Consider the following 22,663-nt stretch of genomic DNA (forward strand, 5'->3'; position numbering starts at 1 on the left):
ATATAATAGCGAAAGGTGTAATAACATGAAAAATATAGGGGTGGTGTTATGATACTTTTAACGATAGGAGCAATTTTGTTAACGTTGTTTATTTTCTTTATTATCGGCTTTATTACGTTTATGATGTTTGTTGATAAGGCGACACCTCAAATATATTATACACCTTGTGAATCAGTGACAGTGAAAGCTAAAGGTAAAGATAGAAGGAAGAAAAGTTGAATGTTGGCTTTTCTTCCTTCTTCTATTACATCCCCGAAATAACTAACAACAATAACCCAAATAAAGAACTAATAAAGTTTCACTTTACAAGAAATGAATCTATTACATTGTATGCTTGTTTTGTAGAGTGCCCGTTATATTTTTCAGTGTACGGATTTAGAAATCCATGTTCACCGTGTAGTTGTTGTATTTCTAGTAAAGGATTTTTTTGTTGCTGCAATGTTTGAATTAAAGAGGATACTGAAAAACTAGCTTCTTTTTCAGGAAATATAAGTAGTGTAGCGCATGTAGGCTTTATGTGAACATAGTCGCGTATACGAGAACCGTAACATCCGATGATAAAATCTATTTTCGGATTGTTACTACATAGCCATGAGATGGTAGCTCCAACACTAAAGCCGATAAGTCCAATATGTGTATAATTGCTTGAAAGGGTATTGATGAATGCTTCAATTTGGTCTTTTCCATCATTAAATCCAATATGATTTACAAAATGTTCATATGCTTTTTCTTCATCACGATAATGAAATGCGTGTTGTAAGTGCAGAAGATTAGGACAGAATACGTCAATATGAGATGAAGTAAATTGCTCGGTAACGTGATGCATATGGTCGTTCACACCATATATTTCATGAACAATAACGAGAGCTAATTTTTCCTTCATAGTTATATTGTGCCTCTTTGAAACTTAAATTCTTTCTCAACAAGGCAAATACGCAGATGGAAGTTTTCATACCATTGCTCACGACCTCTTTTTTTCGCTTCTTTATGTAAGGCGTTCTTCTTCCAATTTTCAATTGCATCAAGTGATTCCCAATAAGAAATTGTTATTCCGAGCCCAGAATTACCTCGTGCACTTTCTACACCTAAAAATCCAGGTTGTTGCTTTGCAAGTTCCTCCATTGTTTCGGCAACGGTATTATAGTCTGTTGTATCATTTGATAAATTAGAAGTGAATATCACGGCATAATAATGACTCATTTTTTGTGAAGTATTTTTCATATACATTCCCCCCTTTAATAAGTATTTTAGCATGTAAAAAAGAAAAGAAGCACGACGCTTCTTTTCTTTTTTACGCTGTGAATTTTAATCCAGCATATATTTTACGACCCTTTTTTTGAATCCAACACACTTGTGCATTTTTCTTTTGAATATTACGTTCTTCCATTGTTACTTGTATAATTTGGTCAATCACAAGAGGGATGTTCGTTTGTACTTGGCACCCACCTGTACTATAGTCGATAATGGTCGCTTCAATCGGCATCCCATTCATATGCAATGTTCCAGGAGACATCAGTTGCTCACGTATATGTTGCCTGCGAAATTGTCTTGGTGCTTTTTTTGTGTTTTTTATGAAAGATGCAATTGCTAGTGTAAGAAATGCTTTATCGTACACCTTTTCCACCCGGTCATTAACCGGTTTACTAAATAGATGAAGAATGAGTTTACAATATTGCTCATGGGATACATCATCAAATGATACACCAACTTGTACAGAACTTTCTTGTCTCCGAATCCATTTTTTTGTACTATAAATCTTTTCTACCTCGCCAAAAGATAGCATATAGGAAGATAGACTTGATAAAGTTTCAAATGGAATGGAGGAATCTAATTCAAAACGTGCCCCCGTTTCACTAATATCAAGGATATTGCAAGAAATGATCATATCTTCGGCATATAAAGTACCTGGTAAATTTACTACGAAACGTTCTGAATTTCGAAAACGCGGTCTTTCAAATGCTACAAATAGTGAAGTGACAATAGCTATCCCGTTGTATAGTAACCAGAAAATGTTAATATATAAGCTCTCTCTTTCAATATAATATTGCTCAGGGTATAAGAGCATAAGTGTTGCTCGAATAAGTGCAATAATTGTTAAAATGAGTAATATGAGATGAGGGATGCTTGCAATCCATAAAAAATGCCTTGTATTATTTTGAACTCCCTTTCTTGTCACATGAAATTGAAACTTTTTACGTAAGAAAATTTCTGATAAAATAGCAAATCCCATATAAGGAGCCATAGCAACTTCGTACACATGACTCCACGTAGTTGTTCGTTTTTTATTAGAAACAGCTTTGAAAATAAGCTGTGATGTTAAAAAGGCAGGTGCCCAGAACATAAATAAGTGCATGAAATTAATTTCTAAACTATAAATATCAAATACTAAAAATAATAGCGGTGCTAATAAAAATATCATTTTATAAACACCGAAAAACCAATAATGAATTCCATCTGCATATAAAAGACGCTGCATAAAAGATAATCCTTTTATAGTGAAAGGATTCCATTTTTTTACGACTTGAATGTTCCCTCTACACCAGCGGTCCCGTTGTTTTAATAAATCACTAAATGTTTCTGGGGATAATCCAACAGCTAGTGTTTCATTGACAAATATAGTCTCCCATTTGTTAGCTTGTAGTAGCATACCAGTTGCCATATCTTCAGTAATAACTCCAGTCGCAAATCCTCCAATTTCTTCAAGCGCGGTGCGGCCAAATAGGGCGTTACTACCAACATACATCGTAGCATTAAAGCGATCTTTCCCTTCTTCTAACTGGCGCATAAAGAAATCTTGTTCATTGGCGATGTTATCTTCAAAAAACAAATTATATTGGAAAGGATCAGCATTATAAAAAACTTGTGGTGCTTGAACGAATACAACATTATTTTTAGAAAAATATCCAATCGTTCGCTCTAAAAAGTTAGCTCGTGGTATCATATCGGCATCCATTGTTACGATAATATCACCTTTTGAATGAAGCATCGCATGATTTAAATTTCCAGCTTTTGCATGCTTGTTTTCGGTGCGAGTTATGTGATGAACAGAAAAATCTGCCGCAAGTTGCTTTACACTTTCACGGCGCCCGTCGTCACAAATATAAATGTTTAGTAACTCTTTCGGATAAGTAATCAACGTACAACCAGCTACAGTACGTTTTAACAAATCGATCGGTTCATTGTAAGTGGCAATAAATATGTCGACAGTAGGTAGTTTTTCAAAAGTGGATAATGGTACTTCTTTCCGTTTATATGGTTTCCATGAAACAATGCTAAAAACGATAGATTGTAAGTAACCAGCCCATTCTGTAATTAACAATATAATACCAGCGATAATACTTATGAGATTAATAGTTGGTAACGAATAAAAAGTTCGCCAAATAAGATAAATAGCATTACAAATGAGAAATAGAATAATAAGTAATTTTTTTGACCATAAATATTTGTGTGCAAGGGCGTAAGTAATAATGATTACGAAAAAAATAATACCTAAACCTTCGTATATAGAGAGGCTCATACAATTCCTCCTTTATGTATAGAGTGGGAAATAGAAAAAATTATATTATTCATCTATAAAGATTTAATTATTTCCAGAGTATAAAATATCACAAAATATAGGGTTAGAGTATAAAATTTACATTTTCTTATTATAAGCTTAAAAAATTAGAAGAAATAATAGTTGTATTTTTGATTCATAAGAAAAATGCCACTTCAAAAGAGAAGTGGCATTTCTTATATTTCCTCTAAGCTATTAACTGGAACAGTTAATTCGCGTCCTGGGTTTTTTACTTCATATATGCGGGCGGTTTCATTGCTTTCATCGACGTGTTGAATCATAACAGGCATGCCTTGAAAACTGACATTGGCTTGTTCCGCTGACACAGAAAGCTCTATTGCACGTTGTATATTCATTTATATTCCTCCCATCATTATTATCTTTGCTAAAAAAGAGGAATAATATACCATTTTGAGACATTCTTAAAGTTTTTGTATTATTTGTAATGTTTCTTTAATAAATGAAGAAAAGATGGAATTAGGATAACCATCCATCGTTTGAACTGCTTCTTTTGCTTCTTTCAGAGCAGCCGTTTTATCTTGAAGTTCTATATGACACAGGGCACGATATGATCCAGCTGTTAATAACCATGACTGATCAAGTGGATGACTCATATAATCTGGAATGTTAGCACGTTTTAATGTTTCCAAAGCTTCCTCGTAACGTTTTAAACCATACAGAGATTTTCCTTTTTCAAGATAATACAATCCATCGTCTTGAAAAATCGGTACATCTTTTAGTTTTTCTCGGAATTGTTCTAAATGTTCTAATGCAATTGTATATTCATTCGTAACGGTATTGTAGTAATAAGCTTTTAATATATCTATATTTGCAGCGGATAAAGTATCTTCTGTAAAAATGGCAAATTGCTCCGATTTTTTTATGTAATATAAATATCGTTCTTTATCGGTTGTAATGATTTTTTGATAAGATAAAATACGGTAAAATTCATCTGTTTTATAATACACTTGATGTTTTTTTGAAAATGCAAGTGCATCTAAAATGATTTTTTCACATTTTTCATAATTACCATATGCGAGTAAAATAATTGCTTCTTTTAAATATAATTGTATATGTGTAATAAGATCCATTTCTAAATTCTTCGTTTTATATTCATCGCGAATTCTGCTAATCAACTGTAAACATTCTTTATATTTTTTCCGTTTGTAGAGCATATAGTAAAACAGTAGTTTCGTTTCAGTACTTTCACGATACAAAGTATATTTTTCAAATATAGAAACAGCTGTTTCAACGTAATATTCAATATTGTAATCGTTCATAATGGCCGCTCCAGTTATGAACTGTTTATATAAACGTGCTGTGTTTAAAGTAAGGGGTAGTTCTTTTTGAACGATAGGTAGTAAAGTCTTGTATACTTCATCGCATTTATTTGATTTTATTAATGGCTCCATTTTTTGAATGAGTTCCACAATTTCTTCTTCATCTTCTTCTAATAAAAAGCTCGTTTCACATTCAAGTTTTTCCGCAATATATTGTAATGTTTTCATAGAAGGTGTAGCTTTTCCATTTTCAATTTGACTAAGCATACTTTTTGTCAGTTCCGAACCTGCCAGTGCTGTTTGCGTAAGCTTTTTTTCTTTTCGTAATGCTTTAATTTTTTCACCGAGAGTTGCCATATAATTGCTCCTTTATATTTAAAAAGTTTAATTGTATTTAACTTTTTGTTGTAAAAATTGGAAAGTTGATTATATAATAAGTTTAACACAATTTAACTTTTAAGGGGAGAGAGTCAAAAATGGGAGATATAAGTATAGGACAACATGATTCAAGAATGAAGATTGCAACTAGAAATATCATTTTAATGATGATTGGAAAAATGACGTCTTTATTAGGCGCAGGTATTTATACGTTCGCAATGGGATTATATGTATTAAAGACTACTGGTTCAGGGATGGGGTTTGCAATTACGCTCGTTTGCGGATCACTTCCAAGGATGATCTGTGGCCCAATTGCTGGTGCTGTAGCAGACCGTGTGAATCGAAAATGGCTTGTCATTGGTACTGATTTATTAAGTAGTTTAACGATGCTTAGTATGTTTATTCTTGCTACTATATTTGGGTCATCACTTCTTTTTATTTATATTTCAGCAGCATTATTATCAATTTGTGCAAGTTTTTATTCTGTTGCATTAACTTCGTCTATTCCGAGTTTAGTAGATGAAGGACGTATTCAAAAAGCGAGTGCTTTAAATCAAACGGCGGCTTCTTTATCAAATATTTTAGGACCGATTATTGGCGGAGTTGTATATGGTTTCTTTTCAATTAAATCGTTTTTCCTATTAAATAGCATTACGTTCTTTTTAGCGGTTATTTTGCAATTATTTATCGTATTTGATTTATATAAAAAAGAAGTGGCTGAAAGTACAGAGCATTTCTTGACGAGTATAAAAGAAGGTTTTTTATATGTAAAAAGACAACGTGAAATATATGGTTTAATGAAAATAGCATTGTGGGTAAACTTTTTTGCGTGTGGTCTAACAGTTGCACTTCCGTACATTATCGTCCATACATTGCATTTATCTTCAAAGCAACTCGGTACTGTAGAGGGAATGTTAGCAGTCGGGATGCTAATGGGAGCGATTGCTTTATCAGTGCGTAAAGAATTGAATAATCCGTTTCGTTCTATTTATACTGGACTGTTTTTGTTTGCAGGTTTAAGTTTATGTACAGTCTTTCCGTTGTTAGTTGTCATTCCAAAAGTAGCAAGTTTTATTTACTATATTGCTTTTATGATGTTAACTGGTATAGCAATTATGATTGTAAACATTCCAATGCAAGTACATATGCAAAAAACGACAGGTCCGAGCTACCTAGGGCGTGTGTTTGGCCTACTTGAAACAATTGCGACTGCAATCGCACCACTTGGTATGATTGTATATGGACTACTATTAGATATGTTGCCAACTAGCATTGTTATGATGACAATAGGCGGAGGGTTATTGTTAGTTGTATTAGTTGGAGTAAAGCAACATATGGCGAAAAAACAAGTAGATGTGTCCGCTTAAAAATAATAAAAATTTGACTTATCATTATAAAAATGACTAAATTAGTATTTTAGTTTTTGAAACTCTTTTTCATGTATGTTAAAGTAAAGTGAGCTTGCAAAGAAAAGGAGACAACAGCATGAAAAAATTAAATTTTGTTATGCTTTTTCTATTAATCGTAATGGCTGGATGTAGCAATTATGACACATATATTGAAACAGGTATGCAATCATTGAAAGATGAAAAGTATAGTGATGCAACAATGTGGTTCGAAAAAGCAGAAAAAGAGAAATCAGGAAATGAAGCGAAATCATATAAAGAAGTTGCTGAGAAAATGGATCACGGGGCAACAGCATTAAAAGACGGTAAGTATTTAGAAGCGAAAGACATTGCAAATGAAGTGTTACAAAAGAAAAAAGATGATGCACTTGAAAAAGCTGTAACATCAAATGCAGAGAATATGCTTCAAAAAGCAAAAGATGTAGAAGAGAAAGTGAATGAAAGAGTAGCAAAGCGTAGAAAGGTAGAAGAAGAAGGAATCGATAAAATTATTAAAGCTGTCGATAGTATAGATGAAGTGAAAGAAAAAGAGAAGAAAGTATCAGAAGCATTAGATAAGGCTGAAGAGGCGCAAGCAAAAATTGAGGCAAAGAAAAATAAATAGATTTATAGTGTAAAAGGCTGTCGTGCATAACGACAGCCTTTTAATTTTTTGTTGCAAATGAATGGATGCTCTGTAGTAAAAAAGAAATGATTTTAGAATTCCATCTGTCCTCATGATGAATCGTATAAATATTACGCTGAAATTCAAATTCTGGGATTGGTATATAGCATAGCTCATTTCGTTGTATTTCTTGCTCAATAGCAAGTTTAGAAATAAAGGCAATTCCATTACCATATTTTAAAATTTGTTTCATCGTTTCTAATGAGTCTAATTCAATTTCTGATTGGAATGTAATGTTATGAACTGACATCCATTTTGTAAGTAAATCTCTCGTTGTAGATGGATTACGATGCAATAGTATGCGTTCCTTTTCGATATTTTGTAACGATACATTTTCTTTCTTTGAAAAATGATGTTCTTTGGAAAAGGCAAGAACAAGTGTATCAGGTATTATATTCGTTTGTTTTAAAAGTGGTTCATCAAATGGAGCAGCGGAAATTATCCCAAGATCGATTTCGTGATTTTGTAGCATCATTCGAATTTCAGGGGCTGTTTTAACTAGTAGCGTTATTTTTATATTGGGAAATTCACATTGAAATTCATGAACGACTTCTGGCAAAAGATAAGTCGCTGGTACATAACTAGCGCCGATTGTTATAGCACCTTTATTAAAATCTTTAAACTCTTGCGTGACACGTCTAGCTTCTTTCATAAGTGCATCTATTTTAGAAGCATAATGGTGCAAAGCCTCACCAGCCTCTGTTAAGAAATACCTTCCAGAACGTAATTCGAATAAAGACACACCGAGTTCTTCTTCTAAGCTTTTTATATGAAATGTAATAGTTGGTTGTTTAACGCCAAGTTTTTCTGCAACAATTGTAAGCTTTTTGTATTTCTTAATAAGTACTACAATTTCTAATTTTAAGAGATTCATTATGAATTGCCGCCTTTTTTATTTTAACTATAGAAAAAATCTATAGAAATAAATAGTTTATTAGAAGTTTTTTAATTTAATCTTTACAGTACATTAACATTCAGTATAAATCTTCCATATAGAATGAAAGCAGGTTAAGAATGAGGGGAGAGAGGTGAAGCAATGGATATTACAATTAGTGGATTAGAAAAGACATTTGGAAAAACACAGGCGTTAAAGCCGTTGCAGATTGTAATGAAACAAGGGGAATTCACTACACTTTTAGGACCTTCGGGGTGTGGGAAAACGACTTTACTTAGAATGATAGCAGGGCTTGAAGAACCGGATAAGGGAGAAATATATTTTGGAGACCAGTGCATGTATTCTGCTGCAAAAAAGATAAAGACACCTCCTCATGAACGGAATATCGGTATGGTATTTCAAGATTTTGCTTTATGGCCGCACATGACTGTTTTTGACAATGTTGCATTTGGTTTAAGGGCTACAAAGCAAACAAATCATTTACGAGAAAAAGTAGAAGATGCGATAAAGCGAGTTCGCCTGCAAGGTATGGAGAAAAGGTATCCACACGAACTTTCTGGTGGACAGCAACAACGTGTCGCATTCGCTAGAGCAATTGTAACAAAACCTCATTTTATTTTATTTGATGAACCGCTAAGTGCACTCGATGCAATTTTACGAGAAGAAATGAGAATAGAGCTTATGGATATCGTTCATTCCATTGGTTTAACTGCACTGTATGTCACTCACGATCAAACAGAAGCAATGTCAATGTCAGACCAAATTATTGTCATGAAACAAGGAGAAGTATTACAAAAAGGAACACCGGAAGATATTTATGTGAAACCGTCTCATGAATTTGTTGCCAAATTTGTTGGTAAGGCGAATTGGCTTGTAGAGGGTAAAAAAATGGTTCGTCCAGAGCATGTGAGCTGGACGAAAAATGAAGTGTGCGAAATGTATACAGGTGAAATTAAGCACGTTACATATGTAGGAGAACGGTATGAAATAAAAGTAAACATGGGGGCACTCGGAATATGGACAGCTTATCACAATAGTAAATTAAGCATCGGTAAACCAGTATCGTTATATGTGCCAAAAAAATGTATTCATCATATAGGGGGAGAATCGTATGAAGAAATTCAGTTCGCTTAAGTCTTTATTTGTATGTACTTTATTATTTTCGGCTGTAGTAACAGGGTGTAGTTCAAAGACAGGCAATGCAGATGCAAAAAGTAAAAATACGAATGAAAAGAAAATTGTTGTATATAGTGCAGGGCCAAAAGGGTTAGCAGAAAAAATTCAAAAAGACTTTGAAAAGAAAACAGGTATAAAAGTAGAAATGTTTCAAGGAACAACAGGTAAGATTTTAGCGAGAATGGAAGCTGAAAAGAAAAATCCAGTCGTTGATGTAGTCGTACTTGCATCATTACCAGCGATGGAAGGATTAAAGAAAGAGGGTCAAACGTTAGCTTATAAAGAAGCGAAACAAGCTGATAAGCTGCGTTCTGAATGGTCAGATGATAAAGGACATTATTTCGGGTATAGTGCTTCAGCATTAGGGATTGTGTACAATACAAAAAATGTGAAGACAGCGCCTGAAGATTGGAGCGATATAACGAAAGGGGAATGGAAAGGAAAAGTGAATCTTCCAGATCCAGCACTTTCAGGTTCAGCTTTAGACTTTGTAACAGGATATGTGAAAAAGAATGGAAAAGATGGATGGAATTTATTTGAACAGCTTAAGAAAAATGAAGTTACAGTAGCAGGAGCAAATCAAGAAGCTTTAGATCCAGTAGTAACAGGTGCGAAAGATATGGTAATTGCAGGTGTTGATTATATGACGTACAGCGCAAAAGTAAAGGGTGAACCGGTTGATATTGTTTATCCAAAAAGCGGAACAGTTATTAGCCCACGTGCAGCGGGGATTATGAAGGATAGTAAAAATGTAGAGGGTGCAAAAGAGTTTATTGATTATTTATTATCAGATGATGTGCAAAAACAAGTTGCTAAAGCGTATTTATTGCCAGGTAGAACAGATATAAAAGCTGAAAATAGACCGAATGTAGAAGAGATTCCAGTATTAAATATTGATTGGAAAACAGTTGAGAAAGAGCAAGATGAAATAGGAAAACAATTTAAGAAAGTATTTCAATAAGATGGTGATTCCATGGTAAATCGATTCATATCAGTAAGACAAGTTGGAATGACGGTAGCGTTATTACTTGTGGCGATGTTAATCGTCATTCCGCTTTTTCTCATTTTATTTTCTAGTATATATGAAAATAGCAGCTGGAACTTTTTAAAGCCTTTTGAAGTGATGCAGAGTGGTGGATTAGCTGGGATTTTTCTAAACTCGATGCTTCTAGGTGTACTCGTTGTAATAGGAGCTACAATATTTGCATTTCCATTGGCGTTTATTATGAGCAAAACAGATGTAGGAAAGTATAGTAAGTTAGATATTGTTTTTATGATTCCATTTATGACACCGCCGTATATTGGATCAATGGGCTGGATTTTGTTCATGCAACCTAACGGCTATTTTGAACAATTTTTTCCGATGCTAAAGACAGTTTCATCATCGTTTTTTAGTTTAGGAGGTATGGTCTTAATTATGAGTCTGCATTTATTCCCATTCCTTTATTTCATGCTGAAAAACACGTTACTTCAGATTGGGAGTAGTAAAGAAGAAGCTGCAGCAGTTCATGGCGGAAGTTTTCTCTATCGTTTAAGAAAAATAATATTGCCGTTATTAGTATCAAGTTATGTAATGGGTGCTTTACTCATTTTCGTAAAGACGATTGCTGAATTTGGAACACCGGCTACATTCGGACGTAGAATAGGATTCCACGTGTTAACATCAGAAATCCATAAATTTATTTCGAGTTGGCCAATTGATTTTAGTAGTGCAACAGCATTATCTTCTTTATTACTTAGTGCTTGTATGCTCATTTGGTATATGCAAAATGTATTGAATCGAAAGTATTCATATGCAATGGTTAGTGGAAAAGGTGTGAAATCTAAAAGATATACTTTGTCTATATTTACGCGCGTTGTAGCATGGATGTATGTAATTGGTTTATTAATCGTATCAATTGGAATTCCATACTTTTCTATACTGATTGCTTCTTTGTCAAAATTAAGAGGCGGCGGTTTACATGTAAATAACTTTACAACAAGCCATTATGAGGCATTGTTTACAATGGGATCTCCGGGATTAGAGGCTTTATGGAATAGTTTTCTTTTTTCACTCGTAACAGCGATTATTGCGGTAATGATTGGAGTCTTTTTGGCACTTATGATTCGAAAGGGGAAAAAAAACTCTGAAAAATGGCTCGATATGTGCGGTATGTTACCCAATATGGTACCAGGAATCGTTATGGTTGTAGGTCTTATTCTATTTTGGAATTCACCATATATGGCCCTGTCAATTTACAATACACCAGTCATGGTTATCGTAACGTATGTTGTGCTGTTTTTACCTTACACGGTGCAATATGTAAAATCATCACTCGGACAAATTGATGATTCTCTCATGCAGGCAGGAAGCATTTTTTCGGGAAATTATATTTATATTTTTAGAAAAATAATATTGCCTCTTATTATCCCAGGCATTCTTGCTGGATGGGCGATGACATTTACAATTTCGATAAGAGAGTTAGTAGCATCGCTTCTCGTATTACCTCCATCAGTAGAAACGTCAGCAACGTTTATTTTTGCTCAATTTGAACAGGGTGAAGTATCTATAGGCATGGCGATGGCCGTTGTTTCTGTTGGACTTACAACAATGTGCTTATTACTGCTACAACATATGGAGCAAAAGCGAAAAGGGGTAGCATGATGAGGATAGAAGTATGGGGTGGGGCAGGAGAATACGGTCGCTCCTGCTATTTTGTAAAAAATAAAGAGACGAAAATATTATTTGATTGTGGTATTAATCGATCATATGAGAAGAGTTATCCAGAAATAGAGAGAGAAGCTGTTCCATTTTTAGATGCGGTATTTTTATCACATATTCATGAAGATCATACGATGGGTTTACCTTTATTAGCGAAGTATGGATATAAGAAAAAAATTTGGACGACTCGTTATACGAAGGAGCAACTGCCGTTATATTATGAAAAATGGAGAAACTATAATGTGATGCAAGGGTGGAATTTACCTTATAGCGACCAACACATAAAAGATTTAAATTATGTATGTATTGATGAGATTAGTAATCCAAATGAATGGATACAAATTACTCCTACATTGCGGTTTCAGTGGGGATATAGTGGGCATGTATTAGGAGCTGTTTGGTTTTTAGTTGATTTGTGTAATACATACGTGTTCTATTCCGGCGATTATTCAGCAGAGTCTAATATACTACGAGCTAATTTACCTGAGAAATTGGGCCACAATATAAAAGTTGCAATTGTAGATGCCGCTTACCACACAGATGATGTTTCGCAAAATGAAAGATTAGATGATCTATGTGCAGAAATTGAGCGAGTTATGCAGAATAAAGGAATAGCATTGCTACCGCTGCCACAACTTGGTAGGGCGCAAGATATAGTATTGTATTTATATGAACGATATAAAGAATTTCCGCTTATAGTAGATAAAGAAATTTTGGCTGGATTTGAAGAGATGTTCATATATAAAGATTGGATAAAAAATAATGAAGAACTTAAATGGATTATGGAGAGTTTAAAAAGAAACATAATCGTTATGGATAATGACATTAGTATGCAAAATAGTTATGGAATAGTTGTAATGAGTGATGCGAATATGCAAACGAAACGAGCACAGTTATGCTATGAACAGCTTCGGAATGAAAAACGTAATTCCGTTATTTTTACTGGGCATATTGCGAAAGGGAGTTTTGCAGAAAGAGTTATGAAAGAACATGTAAGGAGTACATGTAGGGTGAAGCGAGTTCCGTATAAAGTTCACCAAAGTATAAAAGAAGTTAAAGAGATGTTAAATACATTATTACCAGAACATACGGTGCTAGTGCATGCTTTGAAAGAGGATACGGATCGATTACAACAAAAGCTAAGTACAGCAGGATATGAAAATGTATATTCACTTGCAATGGAACGTATAGAAGTCATTTAAAATGTAAAGGGGATAGGTATATGAAAAAAGTATTTGTATTCGTAAGTATTTTCTTTTGTTGTTTTCTTTATAACGTTAAGGAAGGGTTTGCTGCTAGTCCAATGAAACCTAGTTTTGAAGTAAAGTTATTATTGAAGCCAGAACAAGTATTAGGTTATAACAAAGAGATGAAGCAAGAGGTGCTAGAACATTTCCAGGCTGGTACAAAATATGAAAGAATACAAGTACAATTTTTAGATACTGCAAATAAAAGTTTAAGTGATGAAGGTTGGTTTGCTAGAATTCGAAAGAAAGAATTTAGTAAAGATTTTGAACTAACATATAAAAAAAGATATCCTATTCAAAATGGTGTAATTCAAGATGCACTAGAAGTAGCTAAAAAAGAAGGATTCGATAGTAATACGGATAGTTATGAGGCGGAAATAGATTGGGGATTTGAGAAGAAAACATTAAGCATTTCAAATAAGAAAAGCTACAGTGCTAAAGGATATGGGATACTTGATTTACCAAATGAACAAGCTGCTCAAAACATGTTAATAGAAAAATTACCAGGGAAAATGAACAAATGGTTGTATACAAATTGGGGAGAAGAGATGTTAAAGAATTCCCGTATTTACGGTCCTGTATTAATGAAGCGATATACAGGAGAGTTTGAAAACATAAAAGCAAATATTGAAATTTGGCCATTAAGTAATACCGGAAAATTAGAAGATGACTTCGTAATAGAAGTGTCATTTAAAACAAATGAAGAAAGTATTGCGACAAAACAAAGGGAATTATTAATAGCGAGTTTAGAGAAAAAAGGCTGGTTGTTACCGAAAGATAGTTTGAAGACAGAGCTTATTTTTCAGTAAATAGTAAAAAGGAATCCATATGCCATGGATTCCTTTTTATATATGAGTATTAAGCTAAATCAGCTGACACGAACATATCACTATTTTGAAGATTTTTAGAGCGTAAACTATAAGCAACTACCTTCTTTTTATATTGTTTTACAACATCAACATGCTCTTCATGACTGTAAATATAAAATATGAAATCTTTTTTACCACGTTTTGCATTGATAATTAAAGGAGTGCCTTCATTATGGGGTGGTGCATAATAGCGATCTAAAAATAAACCTTCGTTAAAATCATGAATAATTTTTGATTTCTGTTCGCCTTCTACGTTATTTCCGTGAATTGTAATAGTCACATTCTCTTCTTCAAGTTTTGGATGTGTTTCGTACTTGCTAATAATGGATTCAATAACAGTGTTAGGAAGGCTAGAAACGATAATTTTAAATGCCCCAAATACAACTAACATTACAATAAACCAAGTCGTCATAGTAATCATCCCCTTTATTCTATTTAATAATATAACTCATATGGTAATAGTACATATGGTGAAGTTTTGTATAATTTGTGAAAAATATGCCATTTTTACGAATGAAATATTAGAAAAATCAATTTTGTTACAAAAAGTTGAAATTGAAGTATTTTAAAAGAAAAAGGTTTATAATAAAAATATAACTAATAACCACATTACTAATTATAAGGAAGTGTAACTATGAGTACTGTAGCAATCGTATATGGTATTATTCTTTCCACAATTATTGTTTTGTTTTTTGTTGGGGTTTCACGTTATATTCATAAATGGAAAGAAAGCGTTGCGAAATTAAATCACATTGAAGAAGAACTTAGTGATTTAATGTTACATCATGGTAAATAAAAAGATAATTTTTTAACGAAACAATGTGAAGAATATCACAAAACATGCTCTCATCATGAAAGCATGTTTTTTTGTTATGTGAATGTTAGACATATTCATGAGATTTTTTCGTGCAATACAGTGTGAAATAAAATAATAATTCTTTATGTGTAGGAAGAGTTATCCTATTTTGTATAATTTTGTAATTTAGTTCGGCATAATTATGATATAGAAGGAAATTTGTTAGAGGAGGTACATTGTGAACATATTAAAGATTATAGGAATTGTTGCAGGAGTGATTATAGTAGCAGTTATAGTTTTCTTTGTCATAATGAAGTATTATTTGTCAAAAAAAGATTCTGATTACGTATTAACGTATATAAAAGAACATAAAGACGATGAGACATGTTCATTACTGATTAGAAAAAATGGTGAGGTATTAACATCTATAAATGAAAATAAAAAATTGCCATTAGCGAGTACGGCAAAAATCGTAATAGCAGTTGAATTTGCTAAGCAAGTGTCAGAAGGAAAAATAAGTCGAGATGAACAAATTTCATTGCAGGAGCTAGAAAAATATTACGTTAAAAATACTGATGGTGGAGCGCATCCTACCTGGTTAGAAGATGCCAAAGTGAGAGAATTAGTGAAAAATAGACAAATCGCTTTAGAAGAAGTCGCTAAAGGAATGATTCATTATAGTTCTAATGCAAATACAACATATTTGTTAGATAAGCTTGGAATAGAAAGAGTAAATGAAAGTATAAAAGAGTTAGAGCTTACTAGTCATGATAAGTTCACTTCTTATACGTCTGCACTATATATGAGAGGATACGTAGAAAAAGAACTTCATGTGCCAGAAAATCAGTCATTAAAAACGTTACGTAACATGTCAAAAGATGAGTATAATAAACATGTGTTACAAATTCATGAATGGATGAAAGATGAAGAAGAATGGAAAAAACGTGAAATTCCATTAAAGGTAGATATGGAATTTCAGCGAATTTGGTCAGATCGATTAGTGAGTGCAAACGCTAAAGATTATATGAGTATAATGGAAAAAATAAATAGTAGAAATTATTTTCCTAAATTAATGCAAGAAGAAATCGAGAATATTTTCAAAGGCACAGTTGATAATAGTAAGTTAGAATTTGCGGGGCAAAAAGGTGGATCTACCGCATTCGTATTGACCAAAAGTTTGTATAGTACAGATAAGAAAGGTAATAAGATAGAAGCTGTCATTATGTTTAACGATATAGAAAATCAAGTTGTATATCAAAAGCTGAGAAATAATATAAATTATTTTATTCAAGATGCTATAACAGATGAAGAGTTTAGAAATAAATTATAATGAAATAATTTTATTATGTAAACAACATGCTATTAAAGGTAGGTATTGAGATGAGGTTGAATGAGTATATGCTTGAAACGTTTCCGAATTTAGAACTTAGACCACTTCTATTTTATAATTGGGATATTGGTATTCGTTTTAGATTAGGTGTGGACTATGATTGTAATAACATTTATGAAAATTGTCTATATTTAGAAGGCGTTTATAAAAGGACGATTACTTTATTTCAGTCTTTACATTCAACAAAAGATGATATTTATATTGTAGTGGATGTAAATGACCATGCAAACGGTGAAACTTTCAAACAGAAATTGAATATCTTTTCTAAGTATGTCAAAGAGAAGTCCGATTTGTTTAAGTTACAGAAAAATACAATCCCTTATGTTTTTCCAGATGAAGATGAAGATGGAGCATATAAAACACATAGATATACTTTGAAATGTGAAATCTCTGACTTTACATACATTCCTATGCTAAAAGCAATTTGTAATCAAGATATGGGAATAAAACCGAGTATTTTTCATAGGGTGTATTTTATAAATGTTAACAAGAATACTATATTTCACGTTTATGATGATAGAGGTTGTGATGTATTAGCTATCTCTCCTGATACAATTAGGGATATTTATAATACATATAATGATTGGATATTAGAATACGATAGAAATAAAATTGATAAAGTATTTAATTGGATGTAGTCTATTTTAATTGAGGGAAATACCATATGAGGTGTTTCCCTTTTATTAATATGAAAATCAACATTTAAATTTGACAGTACTTATAATAAAGGTAAAGGGATTTGATGGTAATGTATTGAATTTGGATAAAAACGGAAAAGGGAGATGAATAAATGACGACAATCTATTTCGTTCGCCATGCCCACTCTACATATACAAAAGAAGAAAGGGAACGACCTTTATCTGAAAAAGGGCACTGTGATGCAGAGAATGTAACGCATTTATTAAAAGATAAACATATTGATGTTGTTATTTCTAGTCCGTACAAAAGAGCGATCCAAACTGTACAAGGAATTGCGAATACATATAAATTATTAATACAAACAGAAGAAGATTTGCGTGAAAGATTATTGAGTACAGAGCCAGTAGCAGATTTTAATGTTGCTATGCAGAATGTGTGGAAAGATTGGAGTTTTGCATACGAAGGCGGAGAATCGAGTGATGTCGCACAAAGGCGCGCTGTAATATGTATGCAAAATATATTAAAACAATATGAAGGTAAGAACATTGTAATAGGTACGCATGGGAATATTATGGTATTACTAATGAATTATTTTAATTCGAAATATGATTTTGAGTTTTGGAAAACACTTCATATGCCTGATGTGTATAAATTAAATTTTGATAAAAATCGCTTCATTTCTGCTGAAAGAATAGAGAAAACAGGTCATCGGTTAAATATTTTGTAAAAGTTTATCAAAAAAAGAGGAAACAGAGAAGTTATTGTAGAAGTATGACTTTGTAACATAAAAAATATATGTTAAAGGAGGCTGTTTACATGTTTGAGAAAGAGAAAGAAGGGCTTATTGAAGTTCAAAACGTATATGAAATTGCACCAGAAGATGGAACAATTATTGGTATGGCAACGGAAGAAGAAATGGAAATTGCTGCTGAACTAGAGTTACAGTACTATGCTCATTCTCGTTTGTTAGAAGCAAATATTCAGTTAGACGGTTCCTCCTACAAAGAGTTACTTCAGGAGTTCCAGGAGTACGAAAGAAAATCAATGAGCTTTTGGCGAGCGATACATAAACGTTTAGCTGTGCCATGGGCGTGGGTACTACGTATTGATGTTGCGAATGGCCCTATATATGTAAGTAATGGTAGTTCATATTACGAAGAAATCGATGATGAAGAAGATTATGAATAGAAGATAAGTAAGGAAGCAGCTTTAGTTGCTTCCTTTTTTGATTTGTAAGAAATGAATTGCTTCAATAATAATATCTGGTCGATCATTTTCTATACCGTGACTAGCATGTTGGGCAAGAATATAGTGGCTGTTAGTTGAGAGGTGTAATTGTTCATGAATTAGTTCTTGCCACATTGCTTCAAGTTGTGTTGCTTCCTCTTTTGGCATGCCACCATTAGTCAATTGAGTAATAGAATATTGAGGATCTCTACCGATAACGATTAATGGTATTTCTAATGTTTTACATAGCTCTTTTAGTGAGAGAGCACAGTTTTTCCACTCAGATAGTTCAGAAGCTGTCGCTTTATATAATGAGGCGGAGGTAGAGAATTCAATTTGCTGTTTTGATTGATTGGCGATCATAGATTTTAGTTCATTATAAAGTGTGTCTACATCCATTTTGGAATACATATTATATTTTTGAAACCAAACATCATCAGAATCAGTTTGATCAGAAATTGGTAAATGAAGTTCATCTAAACGGTGTAAGTTCATCGAAGTAGAATCAACTAAAATAAGTGCTTGCAGCTTATCTTCATGTAACATCGCAAAATGTTGTGCACATAATCCTCCGTAGGAATGACCGATTAGAATAAATGGCTCTTGAATAGCTAGTTTGTTTAGTAACATATGTAGCTCTTTTGTAACTTGCCTTATTGTACGCGGCTGATGGCCTACATCACTTTTTCCGTAACCTGGGCGATGGTATGAAACGACTGTAAAGTACTCTGAAAGCTTTTCTATAATAGGAAACCAATCATAAAATGAGCAACTCATTCCGGTTTGAATGACTACAGTTTGTTTACCACTTCCTTTTATATGTACTTCTATATTTTGCCCCATTATTTCTACAAATTTATGAATGTTAATTCCTCCTAAGCTTGAAATAATTTTTGACAAGCAAAAACGATACACCAAACACCTATACCGAGTAGGACAGATGTACTAAGTGTAAATGAATTTTTTAAACCAATATAGACGATAAATAATAGTAGTGCTGATGCGGGGAATCCATATAATACCCCTAAAGCAAATTGACTTAATTCTTGTTTATTCCCGCCTTCGAATGAAATCCAAAATAGACTAAGTAAACTAACGAGTGGAAGGGCAGCAATAAAGCCACCTATCGTACTGAAATGTTTAGCAACTTCAGTGATAACGCCGATAATAAGTGCCGAAACGATTACTTTAACGAGGAAATGCATATTTTGCCTCCTTCGCTAATAACGAAAATGCTTTTTCAATTAATTGTTGTTCTTCTTTTGATAACTGTGATTCTAATATTTTTATCTTTTCTTTATCCAGTAAAGTATGTTTTTCTAATACTTCAATCCCTTCAATTGTTAATGTAAGGTTTACCACTCTTTCATCTTGTTTATTTCTCTCTTTAACGATGAAGCCCTTTTGAATAAGGCGCTTTATGTGTTCAGACGCTGTGTTATGAGAAAGACTAAGCTCAGTAGCGACTTTTCCAATTGTTATATCTTTCTCACGAGAAACGATTTGTAAAATACGAATTGCTTGGTGGGAAAGGTTGTCCTCGTATTCGTATCGTAAGTGATAATAAATGCTCTCCCAATGTTGATTAATGTTGTTCATAATAATAAATCCCCTTTTTATATCGTATAGTAAGATATATTCGTTATTTTAGAAATAAAATCCTTTTATTTGGATAAAAAATGTTGAAAAAGTTTATTTTTATTGAAATATAAGGTAATCTATGTGTAAAGGTATACATTTAGCAAGAGAGAGGATGATAGCTGTGAATACATTCAAATGGATTAGTCATGAACAGATGTATGTAGATGAAATACATGTTGAAAAATGTGGTCCTCTTTCAGTCGGCGTATATGGGGGGAATCAAGAGAGTGATGCATATGAACGAGGAGATGCGGTGCTTGCTTGGTGGGATCCTGAATTACAATTTGAATTTGTTATGATTTTTGATACACATCACAAAACAAAAAATATAGATTATATAATAGAAGCGATTTCGGCAAGAAAAGAAAAACTAAAAGAGTTATTCTCATATCCAATACATTTAGCTTTTCATCATACACATATGTACTTATTAGCGTTATTTACAGATGAGTTATTTATTAAAAAATGTGATCAAGATGATGAGGAACTCGCTTGCTTAATTTGTTTACGAAAAGGCGAATTTTTATATTGGTTATCAGTTGGTGATTGTTTCGCGTATTTATTCCATTCTGAGAAAACGAAAAATGGAAAAGGACGATTAAATAAACGGAAAAATTACGAATATATTGGTAGGAAAAATATTTTTGCAGCAAATACACCTTGCTTTACGTCAGGTGTAAGAGGATTAGAAAAAGGAATGAATCACATTGTAATGGCAACAGATGGTATTTTAGAGTGTGACAAACGAAGGTTTGATGATGATCAATCTTTAGTAGAAATATTACACGACGGAAGTTGCTTGCAGATTGAGCCCGTATTAACAAATGTATTGCAGTGGAAAGGTAGAGATTGTGCCACGATTATTGGATGGTCTATTGATACTGATAATAAACAATGTGCTAATTAATATAAAAGGAGTTCAAGGTTTTTATCCTTGAACTCTTTTTTGTTAAGCAATATGAATATGATATGTTTTCAACCATTCATTTACTTGTAGCATATACTCCATGGCACTTCTTGCCTCAAAATTGTTAATCTCTTTATTACTTTGATTAGCAATTGAAAGTAAGATGGAATGGTTAATAAGTGAGAAAATAGGATTGTTTTTATTGCTACACATATCAAGTGTTAAATTACGGATTGTTTGTAAGTAGTGTGGATCTTGTGAAGTTGGATAAGCACTTTTTCTTCTATTGCGTACATCGTCAGGTAAAGCTGGTTGTAGTGCTCTACGTAAAATGCCTTTTTCAATATTATCAATACTTTTTATGTTGAAAGGAACATTCCATAAATATTCAACTAATCTATAATCGCAAAACGGTACACGAACTTCAAAACCAACAGCCATACTCATACGATCTTTACGGTCAAGTAAGAAAGGAAGGAATCTCGTTAAAAATAAATAAAACATTTGGCGTTGTTTCGCGGATTTTTTACTTTCCCCTTCAAGAGTAGGTACTTCATGAACAGCTTCATGGAATCTTTTATTGATATAGTGTTCAGGATTACATTGCTTTGTTACTTCGTTTAATAATAGAGAAGATGTGTTTTTCCAGTTTGTTAACCATGGAAACTTATCTACATACAGTAGTTCTTCTTGATGAAACCAAGGATATCCCCCGAATACTTCATCAGCCGATTCACCAGATAAAGCTACGGTTGCATCTTTTTTCATTTCGCAAAATAGTAAATATAGTGAAGTTTCCATTTCGCCTGCACTTGGCAAATCTTTCGCATGGAGGGGAACGAATAAGTGATTTGCTAATTCTTCAGCATTCACAATAATGTCATGATGCGATGTCCCTACATGTTCGGAAACACGTTTTACCCAAGGAGCGTCTAAGCCAGTGCGAGCAAATGTCAGCTCGAAATCTTTGGCGCTATTTAAAAAGTCGATTGAATACGTGTGAAGTGTTTCGTGCTCCTCTGCAAATTCTTTACCTGCAAGTGCAGTAATACCGCTAGAGTCTAATCCGCCTGATAACATACAAACGAGAGGAACATCGGCAATTAATTGTCTTTTTACTGTATCTTGTAAAATAGATAAAATATGCGAAGATGTATCTTCTATAGAGTCTGTATGGATCTTACTTTCTAAATTCCAATACTTCGTAACTACTTTTTTATGACGTGTAAATGTTATAGAATGTCCAGCACGTACTTCTTGAATATGCTTAAACACACCACATCCTGGAGTGCGAAATAAGCCTAATCCAAATATTTCATTTATTCCATCCGCATCAATTTCAGCAGGGACAGATGGATGCGCTAATAATGCTTTAATTTCAGAGCCGAAAATAATACTGCCATTTCTTTCTGTAAAAAAGAGCGGTTTTACACCTAAATGATCTCGTGCTAAAAACAATTGTTGCTTCTGTTCATCCCATAATGCAAAAGCGAAAATTCCGTTTAAATGTCGTACGCAGTCTTCTTTCCATTCTAAATAAGCATGTAGTAATACTTCTGTATCTGAATGGGTTTCAAATGTATGACCACATTTTTGAAGTTGCTCTCTCAGTTCACGGAAATTATAAATTTCTCCATTATAAGTAAGAGCATACGTATAATCACCAGCACGAAATGTCTTCGGCTGCGTCCCGCCTTCTGGATCAATAACAATTAAACGTCGGTGTGCAAAGGCCGCGCGAGGTGAAAACCAAAATCCTTCAGCATCAGGACCACGATGCTGGATACTATTTGCCATCTTTTCTAAAATAACATGTTCATTGGAGAGATCCTTATTCCAATTTACCCAACCTGTAATTCCACACATACACATCTCATCTCCTAATTTTAAA

At 33.2% G+C, this 22,663-nt stretch carries 26 protein-coding genes; 15 read left to right on the forward strand and 11 right to left on the reverse strand.

Annotated features, from left to right (window positions below; translation table 11 throughout):
* Window positions 1-48 precede the first annotated feature (48 nt).
* Complete coding sequence (locus tag ASE54_RS33440) at window positions 49-219, forward strand: DUF3951 domain-containing protein (protein ID WP_000602229.1); 171 nt, start codon at window positions 49-51, stop codon at window positions 217-219.
* 79 nt (window positions 220-298) lie between these two features.
* Here ASE54_RS33440 and ASE54_RS01975 read toward each other — a convergent pair whose 3' ends face one another.
* The 5 genes from ASE54_RS01975 to ASE54_RS01995 all read right to left on the reverse strand — a co-directional run bounded on the left by ASE54_RS01975 (window position 299) and on the right by ASE54_RS01995 (window position 5,193).
* Window positions 299-883 carry a dienelactone hydrolase family protein gene (locus ASE54_RS01975; protein ID WP_000660112.1) on the reverse strand — a complete coding sequence of 195 codons (585 nt, stop codon included), beginning with the start codon at window positions 881-883 and terminating at the stop codon, window positions 299-301.
* A gap of 2 nt (window positions 884-885) precedes the next feature.
* Window positions 886-1,221 (reverse strand): DUF4188 domain-containing protein, encoded by a 336-nt coding sequence (locus ASE54_RS01980; protein ID WP_000799455.1) that lies wholly within the window; start codon window positions 1,219-1,221, stop codon window positions 886-888.
* Window positions 1,222-1,291: 70 nt separating this feature from the next.
* Window positions 1,292-3,517 (reverse strand): glycosyltransferase, encoded by a 2,226-nt coding sequence (locus ASE54_RS01985; protein ID WP_000059016.1) that lies wholly within the window; start codon window positions 3,515-3,517, stop codon window positions 1,292-1,294.
* 215 nt (window positions 3,518-3,732) lie between these two features.
* Window positions 3,733-3,912: an H-type small acid-soluble spore protein gene (locus ASE54_RS01990; protein ID WP_001025734.1), complete on the reverse strand. Its 180-nt coding sequence runs from the start codon at window positions 3,910-3,912 to the stop codon at window positions 3,733-3,735.
* A gap of 66 nt (window positions 3,913-3,978) precedes the next feature.
* Window positions 3,979-5,193: a helix-turn-helix transcriptional regulator gene (locus tag ASE54_RS01995; RefSeq protein ID WP_000212346.1), complete on the reverse strand. Its 1,215-nt coding sequence runs from the start codon at window positions 5,191-5,193 to the stop codon at window positions 3,979-3,981.
* Window positions 5,194-5,312: 119 nt separating this feature from the next.
* On the opposite strand from ASE54_RS01995, the gene ASE54_RS02000 reads away from it, so the two are divergent.
* Both ASE54_RS02000 and ASE54_RS02005 read left to right on the forward strand, forming a co-directional pair.
* Entirely contained in the window at window positions 5,313-6,581 is a 1,269-nt protein-coding gene (locus ASE54_RS02000) for an MFS transporter (protein ID WP_000502474.1), read from the forward strand.
* A gap of 118 nt (window positions 6,582-6,699) precedes the next feature.
* Window positions 6,700-7,224 (forward strand): DUF4398 domain-containing protein, encoded by a 525-nt coding sequence (locus ASE54_RS02005; RefSeq protein ID WP_000735854.1) that lies wholly within the window; start codon window positions 6,700-6,702, stop codon window positions 7,222-7,224.
* Between the two features lie 40 nt (window positions 7,225-7,264).
* Here ASE54_RS02005 and ASE54_RS02010 read toward each other — a convergent pair whose 3' ends face one another.
* On the reverse strand, window positions 7,265-8,158 hold the full coding sequence (locus tag ASE54_RS02010) for a LysR family transcriptional regulator (RefSeq protein ID WP_001050622.1): 894 nt from the start codon (window positions 8,156-8,158) through the stop codon (window positions 7,265-7,267).
* 162 nt (window positions 8,159-8,320) lie between these two features.
* Here ASE54_RS02010 and ASE54_RS02015 point away from each other — a divergent pair, with 162 nt between their 5' ends.
* From ASE54_RS02015 to ASE54_RS02035, 5 genes are read left to right on the forward strand one after another with little or no spacing between them, the layout of a single operon-like run.
* Window positions 8,321-9,313, forward strand: coding sequence for an ABC transporter ATP-binding protein (locus ASE54_RS02015; protein WP_000355542.1), 993 nt, complete (start codon window positions 8,321-8,323; stop codon window positions 9,311-9,313).
* Window positions 9,291-10,316 (forward strand): ABC transporter substrate-binding protein, encoded by a 1,026-nt coding sequence (locus tag ASE54_RS02020; protein ID WP_000714683.1) that lies wholly within the window; start codon window positions 9,291-9,293, stop codon window positions 10,314-10,316. Before ASE54_RS02015 ends, ASE54_RS02020 begins: the two co-directional genes overlap by 23 nt.
* Window positions 10,317-10,328: 12 nt before the next feature.
* A complete protein-coding gene (locus tag ASE54_RS02025) occupies window positions 10,329-11,999 on the forward strand; it encodes an iron ABC transporter permease (RefSeq protein WP_000248134.1) in 1,671 nt (556 codons plus the stop codon).
* On the forward strand, window positions 11,996-13,258 hold the full coding sequence (locus ASE54_RS02030) for an MBL fold metallo-hydrolase (protein WP_033795229.1): 1,263 nt from the start codon (window positions 11,996-11,998) through the stop codon (window positions 13,256-13,258). The genes ASE54_RS02025 and ASE54_RS02030 overlap by 4 nt, the downstream gene beginning before the upstream one ends.
* A gap of 20 nt (window positions 13,259-13,278) precedes the next feature.
* Window positions 13,279-14,112 carry a hypothetical protein gene (locus tag ASE54_RS02035; protein ID WP_000755318.1) on the forward strand — a complete coding sequence of 278 codons (834 nt, stop codon included), beginning with the start codon at window positions 13,279-13,281 and terminating at the stop codon, window positions 14,110-14,112.
* A 49-nt stretch (window positions 14,113-14,161) separates the two neighbouring features.
* Here ASE54_RS02035 and ASE54_RS02040 read toward each other — a convergent pair whose 3' ends face one another.
* Complete coding sequence (locus ASE54_RS02040) at window positions 14,162-14,584, reverse strand: YfmQ family protein (protein ID WP_000214588.1); 423 nt, start codon at window positions 14,582-14,584, stop codon at window positions 14,162-14,164.
* A 40-nt stretch (window positions 14,585-14,624) separates the two neighbouring features.
* Between ASE54_RS02040 and ASE54_RS33445 the strand changes: the two genes are divergently transcribed.
* The 6 genes from ASE54_RS33445 to ASE54_RS02065 all read left to right on the forward strand — a co-directional run bounded on the left by ASE54_RS33445 (window position 14,625) and on the right by ASE54_RS02065 (window position 18,185).
* Window positions 14,625-14,741 (forward strand): hypothetical protein, encoded by a 117-nt coding sequence (locus ASE54_RS33445; protein WP_002011946.1) that lies wholly within the window; start codon window positions 14,625-14,627, stop codon window positions 14,739-14,741.
* Window positions 14,742-14,806: 65 nt separating this feature from the next.
* A complete protein-coding gene (locus tag ASE54_RS02045) occupies window positions 14,807-14,968 on the forward strand; it encodes a hypothetical protein (RefSeq protein WP_000108702.1) in 162 nt (53 codons plus the stop codon).
* A gap of 238 nt (window positions 14,969-15,206) precedes the next feature.
* The gene (locus ASE54_RS02050; protein ID WP_001023335.1) at window positions 15,207-16,298 is read left to right on the forward strand and encodes a serine hydrolase; all 1,092 of its coding nucleotides are present in this window, start codon (window positions 15,207-15,209) and stop codon (window positions 16,296-16,298) included.
* 68 nt (window positions 16,299-16,366) lie between these two features.
* The gene (locus ASE54_RS02055; protein WP_033795234.1) at window positions 16,367-16,996 is read left to right on the forward strand and encodes a DUF3885 domain-containing protein; all 630 of its coding nucleotides are present in this window, start codon (window positions 16,367-16,369) and stop codon (window positions 16,994-16,996) included.
* Between the two features lie 152 nt (window positions 16,997-17,148).
* Window positions 17,149-17,724 (forward strand): histidine phosphatase family protein, encoded by a 576-nt coding sequence (locus ASE54_RS02060; protein WP_000208260.1) that lies wholly within the window; start codon window positions 17,149-17,151, stop codon window positions 17,722-17,724.
* Between the two features lie 89 nt (window positions 17,725-17,813).
* A complete protein-coding gene (locus ASE54_RS02065) occupies window positions 17,814-18,185 on the forward strand; it encodes a hypothetical protein (protein WP_000461779.1) in 372 nt (123 codons plus the stop codon).
* Window positions 18,186-18,206: 21 nt separating this feature from the next.
* On the opposite strand, the gene ASE54_RS02070 is transcribed toward ASE54_RS02065, so the two are convergent.
* From ASE54_RS02070 to ASE54_RS02080, 3 genes are read right to left on the reverse strand one after another with little or no spacing between them, the layout of a single operon-like run.
* Window positions 18,207-19,139, reverse strand: a complete 933-nt coding sequence (locus ASE54_RS02070) for an alpha/beta hydrolase (RefSeq protein ID WP_033795228.1) — start codon at window positions 19,137-19,139, stop codon at window positions 18,207-18,209.
* On the reverse strand, window positions 19,100-19,429 hold the full coding sequence (locus ASE54_RS02075) for a DUF3147 family protein (protein ID WP_000545623.1): 330 nt from the start codon (window positions 19,427-19,429) through the stop codon (window positions 19,100-19,102). The genes ASE54_RS02070 and ASE54_RS02075 overlap by 40 nt, the downstream gene beginning before the upstream one ends.
* On the reverse strand, window positions 19,413-19,823 hold the full coding sequence (locus ASE54_RS02080) for a MarR family transcriptional regulator (protein WP_001059787.1): 411 nt from the start codon (window positions 19,821-19,823) through the stop codon (window positions 19,413-19,415). The genes ASE54_RS02075 and ASE54_RS02080 overlap by 17 nt, the downstream gene beginning before the upstream one ends.
* Window positions 19,824-19,944: 121 nt before the next feature.
* Between ASE54_RS02080 and ASE54_RS02085 the strand changes: the two genes are divergently transcribed.
* Window positions 19,945-20,772 carry a protein phosphatase 2C domain-containing protein gene (locus ASE54_RS02085; protein ID WP_002083203.1) on the forward strand — a complete coding sequence of 276 codons (828 nt, stop codon included), beginning with the start codon at window positions 19,945-19,947 and terminating at the stop codon, window positions 20,770-20,772.
* 42 nt (window positions 20,773-20,814) lie between these two features.
* Here the strand turns inward: ASE54_RS02085 and asnB are convergent, their stop codons facing one another.
* Entirely contained in the window at window positions 20,815-22,638 is a 1,824-nt protein-coding gene (gene asnB / locus ASE54_RS02090) for an asparagine synthase (glutamine-hydrolyzing) (protein WP_000334020.1), read from the reverse strand.
* Window positions 22,639-22,663: the final 25 nt, after the last annotated feature.

The organism is Bacillus sp. Root131 (genome assembly GCF_001429475.1).
GTDB lineage: Bacteria > Bacillota > Bacilli > Bacillales > Bacillaceae_G > Bacillus_A > Bacillus_A thuringiensis_S.

Bases quoted from the DNA above. Each gene is read 5' to 3' on its own strand.
- ASE54_RS33440 (WP_000602229.1), top strand. From the start codon at position 49: ATGATACTTTTAACGATAGGAGCAATTTTGTTAACGTTGTTTATTTTC.
- ASE54_RS01975 (WP_000660112.1), bottom strand. From the start codon at position 883: ATGAAGGAAAAATTAGCTCTCGTTATTGTTCATGAAATATATGGTGTG.
- ASE54_RS01980 (WP_000799455.1), bottom strand. From the start codon at position 1,221: ATGAAAAATACTTCACAAAAAATGAGTCATTATTATGCCGTGATATTC.
- ASE54_RS01985 (WP_000059016.1), bottom strand. From the start codon at position 3,517: ATGAGCCTCTCTATATACGAAGGTTTAGGTATTATTTTTTTCGTAATC.
- ASE54_RS01990 (WP_001025734.1), bottom strand. From the start codon at position 3,912: ATGAATATACAACGTGCAATAGAGCTTTCTGTGTCAGCGGAACAAGCC.
- ASE54_RS01995 (WP_000212346.1), bottom strand. From the start codon at position 5,193: ATGGCAACTCTCGGTGAAAAAATTAAAGCATTACGAAAAGAAAAAAAG.
- ASE54_RS02000 (WP_000502474.1), top strand. From the start codon at position 5,313: ATGGGAGATATAAGTATAGGACAACATGATTCAAGAATGAAGATTGCA.
- ASE54_RS02005 (WP_000735854.1), top strand. From the start codon at position 6,700: ATGAAAAAATTAAATTTTGTTATGCTTTTTCTATTAATCGTAATGGCT.
- ASE54_RS02010 (WP_001050622.1), bottom strand. From the start codon at position 8,158: ATGAATCTCTTAAAATTAGAAATTGTAGTACTTATTAAGAAATACAAA.
- ASE54_RS02015 (WP_000355542.1), top strand. From the start codon at position 8,321: ATGGATATTACAATTAGTGGATTAGAAAAGACATTTGGAAAAACACAG.
- ASE54_RS02020 (WP_000714683.1), top strand. From the start codon at position 9,291: ATGAAGAAATTCAGTTCGCTTAAGTCTTTATTTGTATGTACTTTATTA.
- ASE54_RS02025 (WP_000248134.1), top strand. From the start codon at position 10,329: ATGGTAAATCGATTCATATCAGTAAGACAAGTTGGAATGACGGTAGCG.
- ASE54_RS02030 (WP_033795229.1), top strand. From the start codon at position 11,996: ATGATGAGGATAGAAGTATGGGGTGGGGCAGGAGAATACGGTCGCTCC.
- ASE54_RS02035 (WP_000755318.1), top strand. From the start codon at position 13,279: ATGAAAAAAGTATTTGTATTCGTAAGTATTTTCTTTTGTTGTTTTCTT.
- ASE54_RS02040 (WP_000214588.1), bottom strand. From the start codon at position 14,584: ATGACGACTTGGTTTATTGTAATGTTAGTTGTATTTGGGGCATTTAAA.
- ASE54_RS33445 (WP_002011946.1), top strand. From the start codon at position 14,625: ATGGTAATAGTACATATGGTGAAGTTTTGTATAATTTGTGAAAAATAT.
- ASE54_RS02045 (WP_000108702.1), top strand. From the start codon at position 14,807: ATGAGTACTGTAGCAATCGTATATGGTATTATTCTTTCCACAATTATT.
- ASE54_RS02055 (WP_033795234.1), top strand. From the start codon at position 16,367: ATGCTTGAAACGTTTCCGAATTTAGAACTTAGACCACTTCTATTTTAT.
- ASE54_RS02060 (WP_000208260.1), top strand. From the start codon at position 17,149: ATGACGACAATCTATTTCGTTCGCCATGCCCACTCTACATATACAAAA.
- ASE54_RS02065 (WP_000461779.1), top strand. From the start codon at position 17,814: ATGTTTGAGAAAGAGAAAGAAGGGCTTATTGAAGTTCAAAACGTATAT.
- ASE54_RS02075 (WP_000545623.1), bottom strand. From the start codon at position 19,429: ATGCATTTCCTCGTTAAAGTAATCGTTTCGGCACTTATTATCGGCGTT.
- ASE54_RS02080 (WP_001059787.1), bottom strand. From the start codon at position 19,823: ATGAACAACATTAATCAACATTGGGAGAGCATTTATTATCACTTACGA.
- ASE54_RS02085 (WP_002083203.1), top strand. From the start codon at position 19,945: ATGTGTAAAGGTATACATTTAGCAAGAGAGAGGATGATAGCTGTGAAT.
- asnB (WP_000334020.1), bottom strand. From the start codon at position 22,638: ATGTGTGGAATTACAGGTTGGGTAAATTGGAATAAGGATCTCTCCAAT.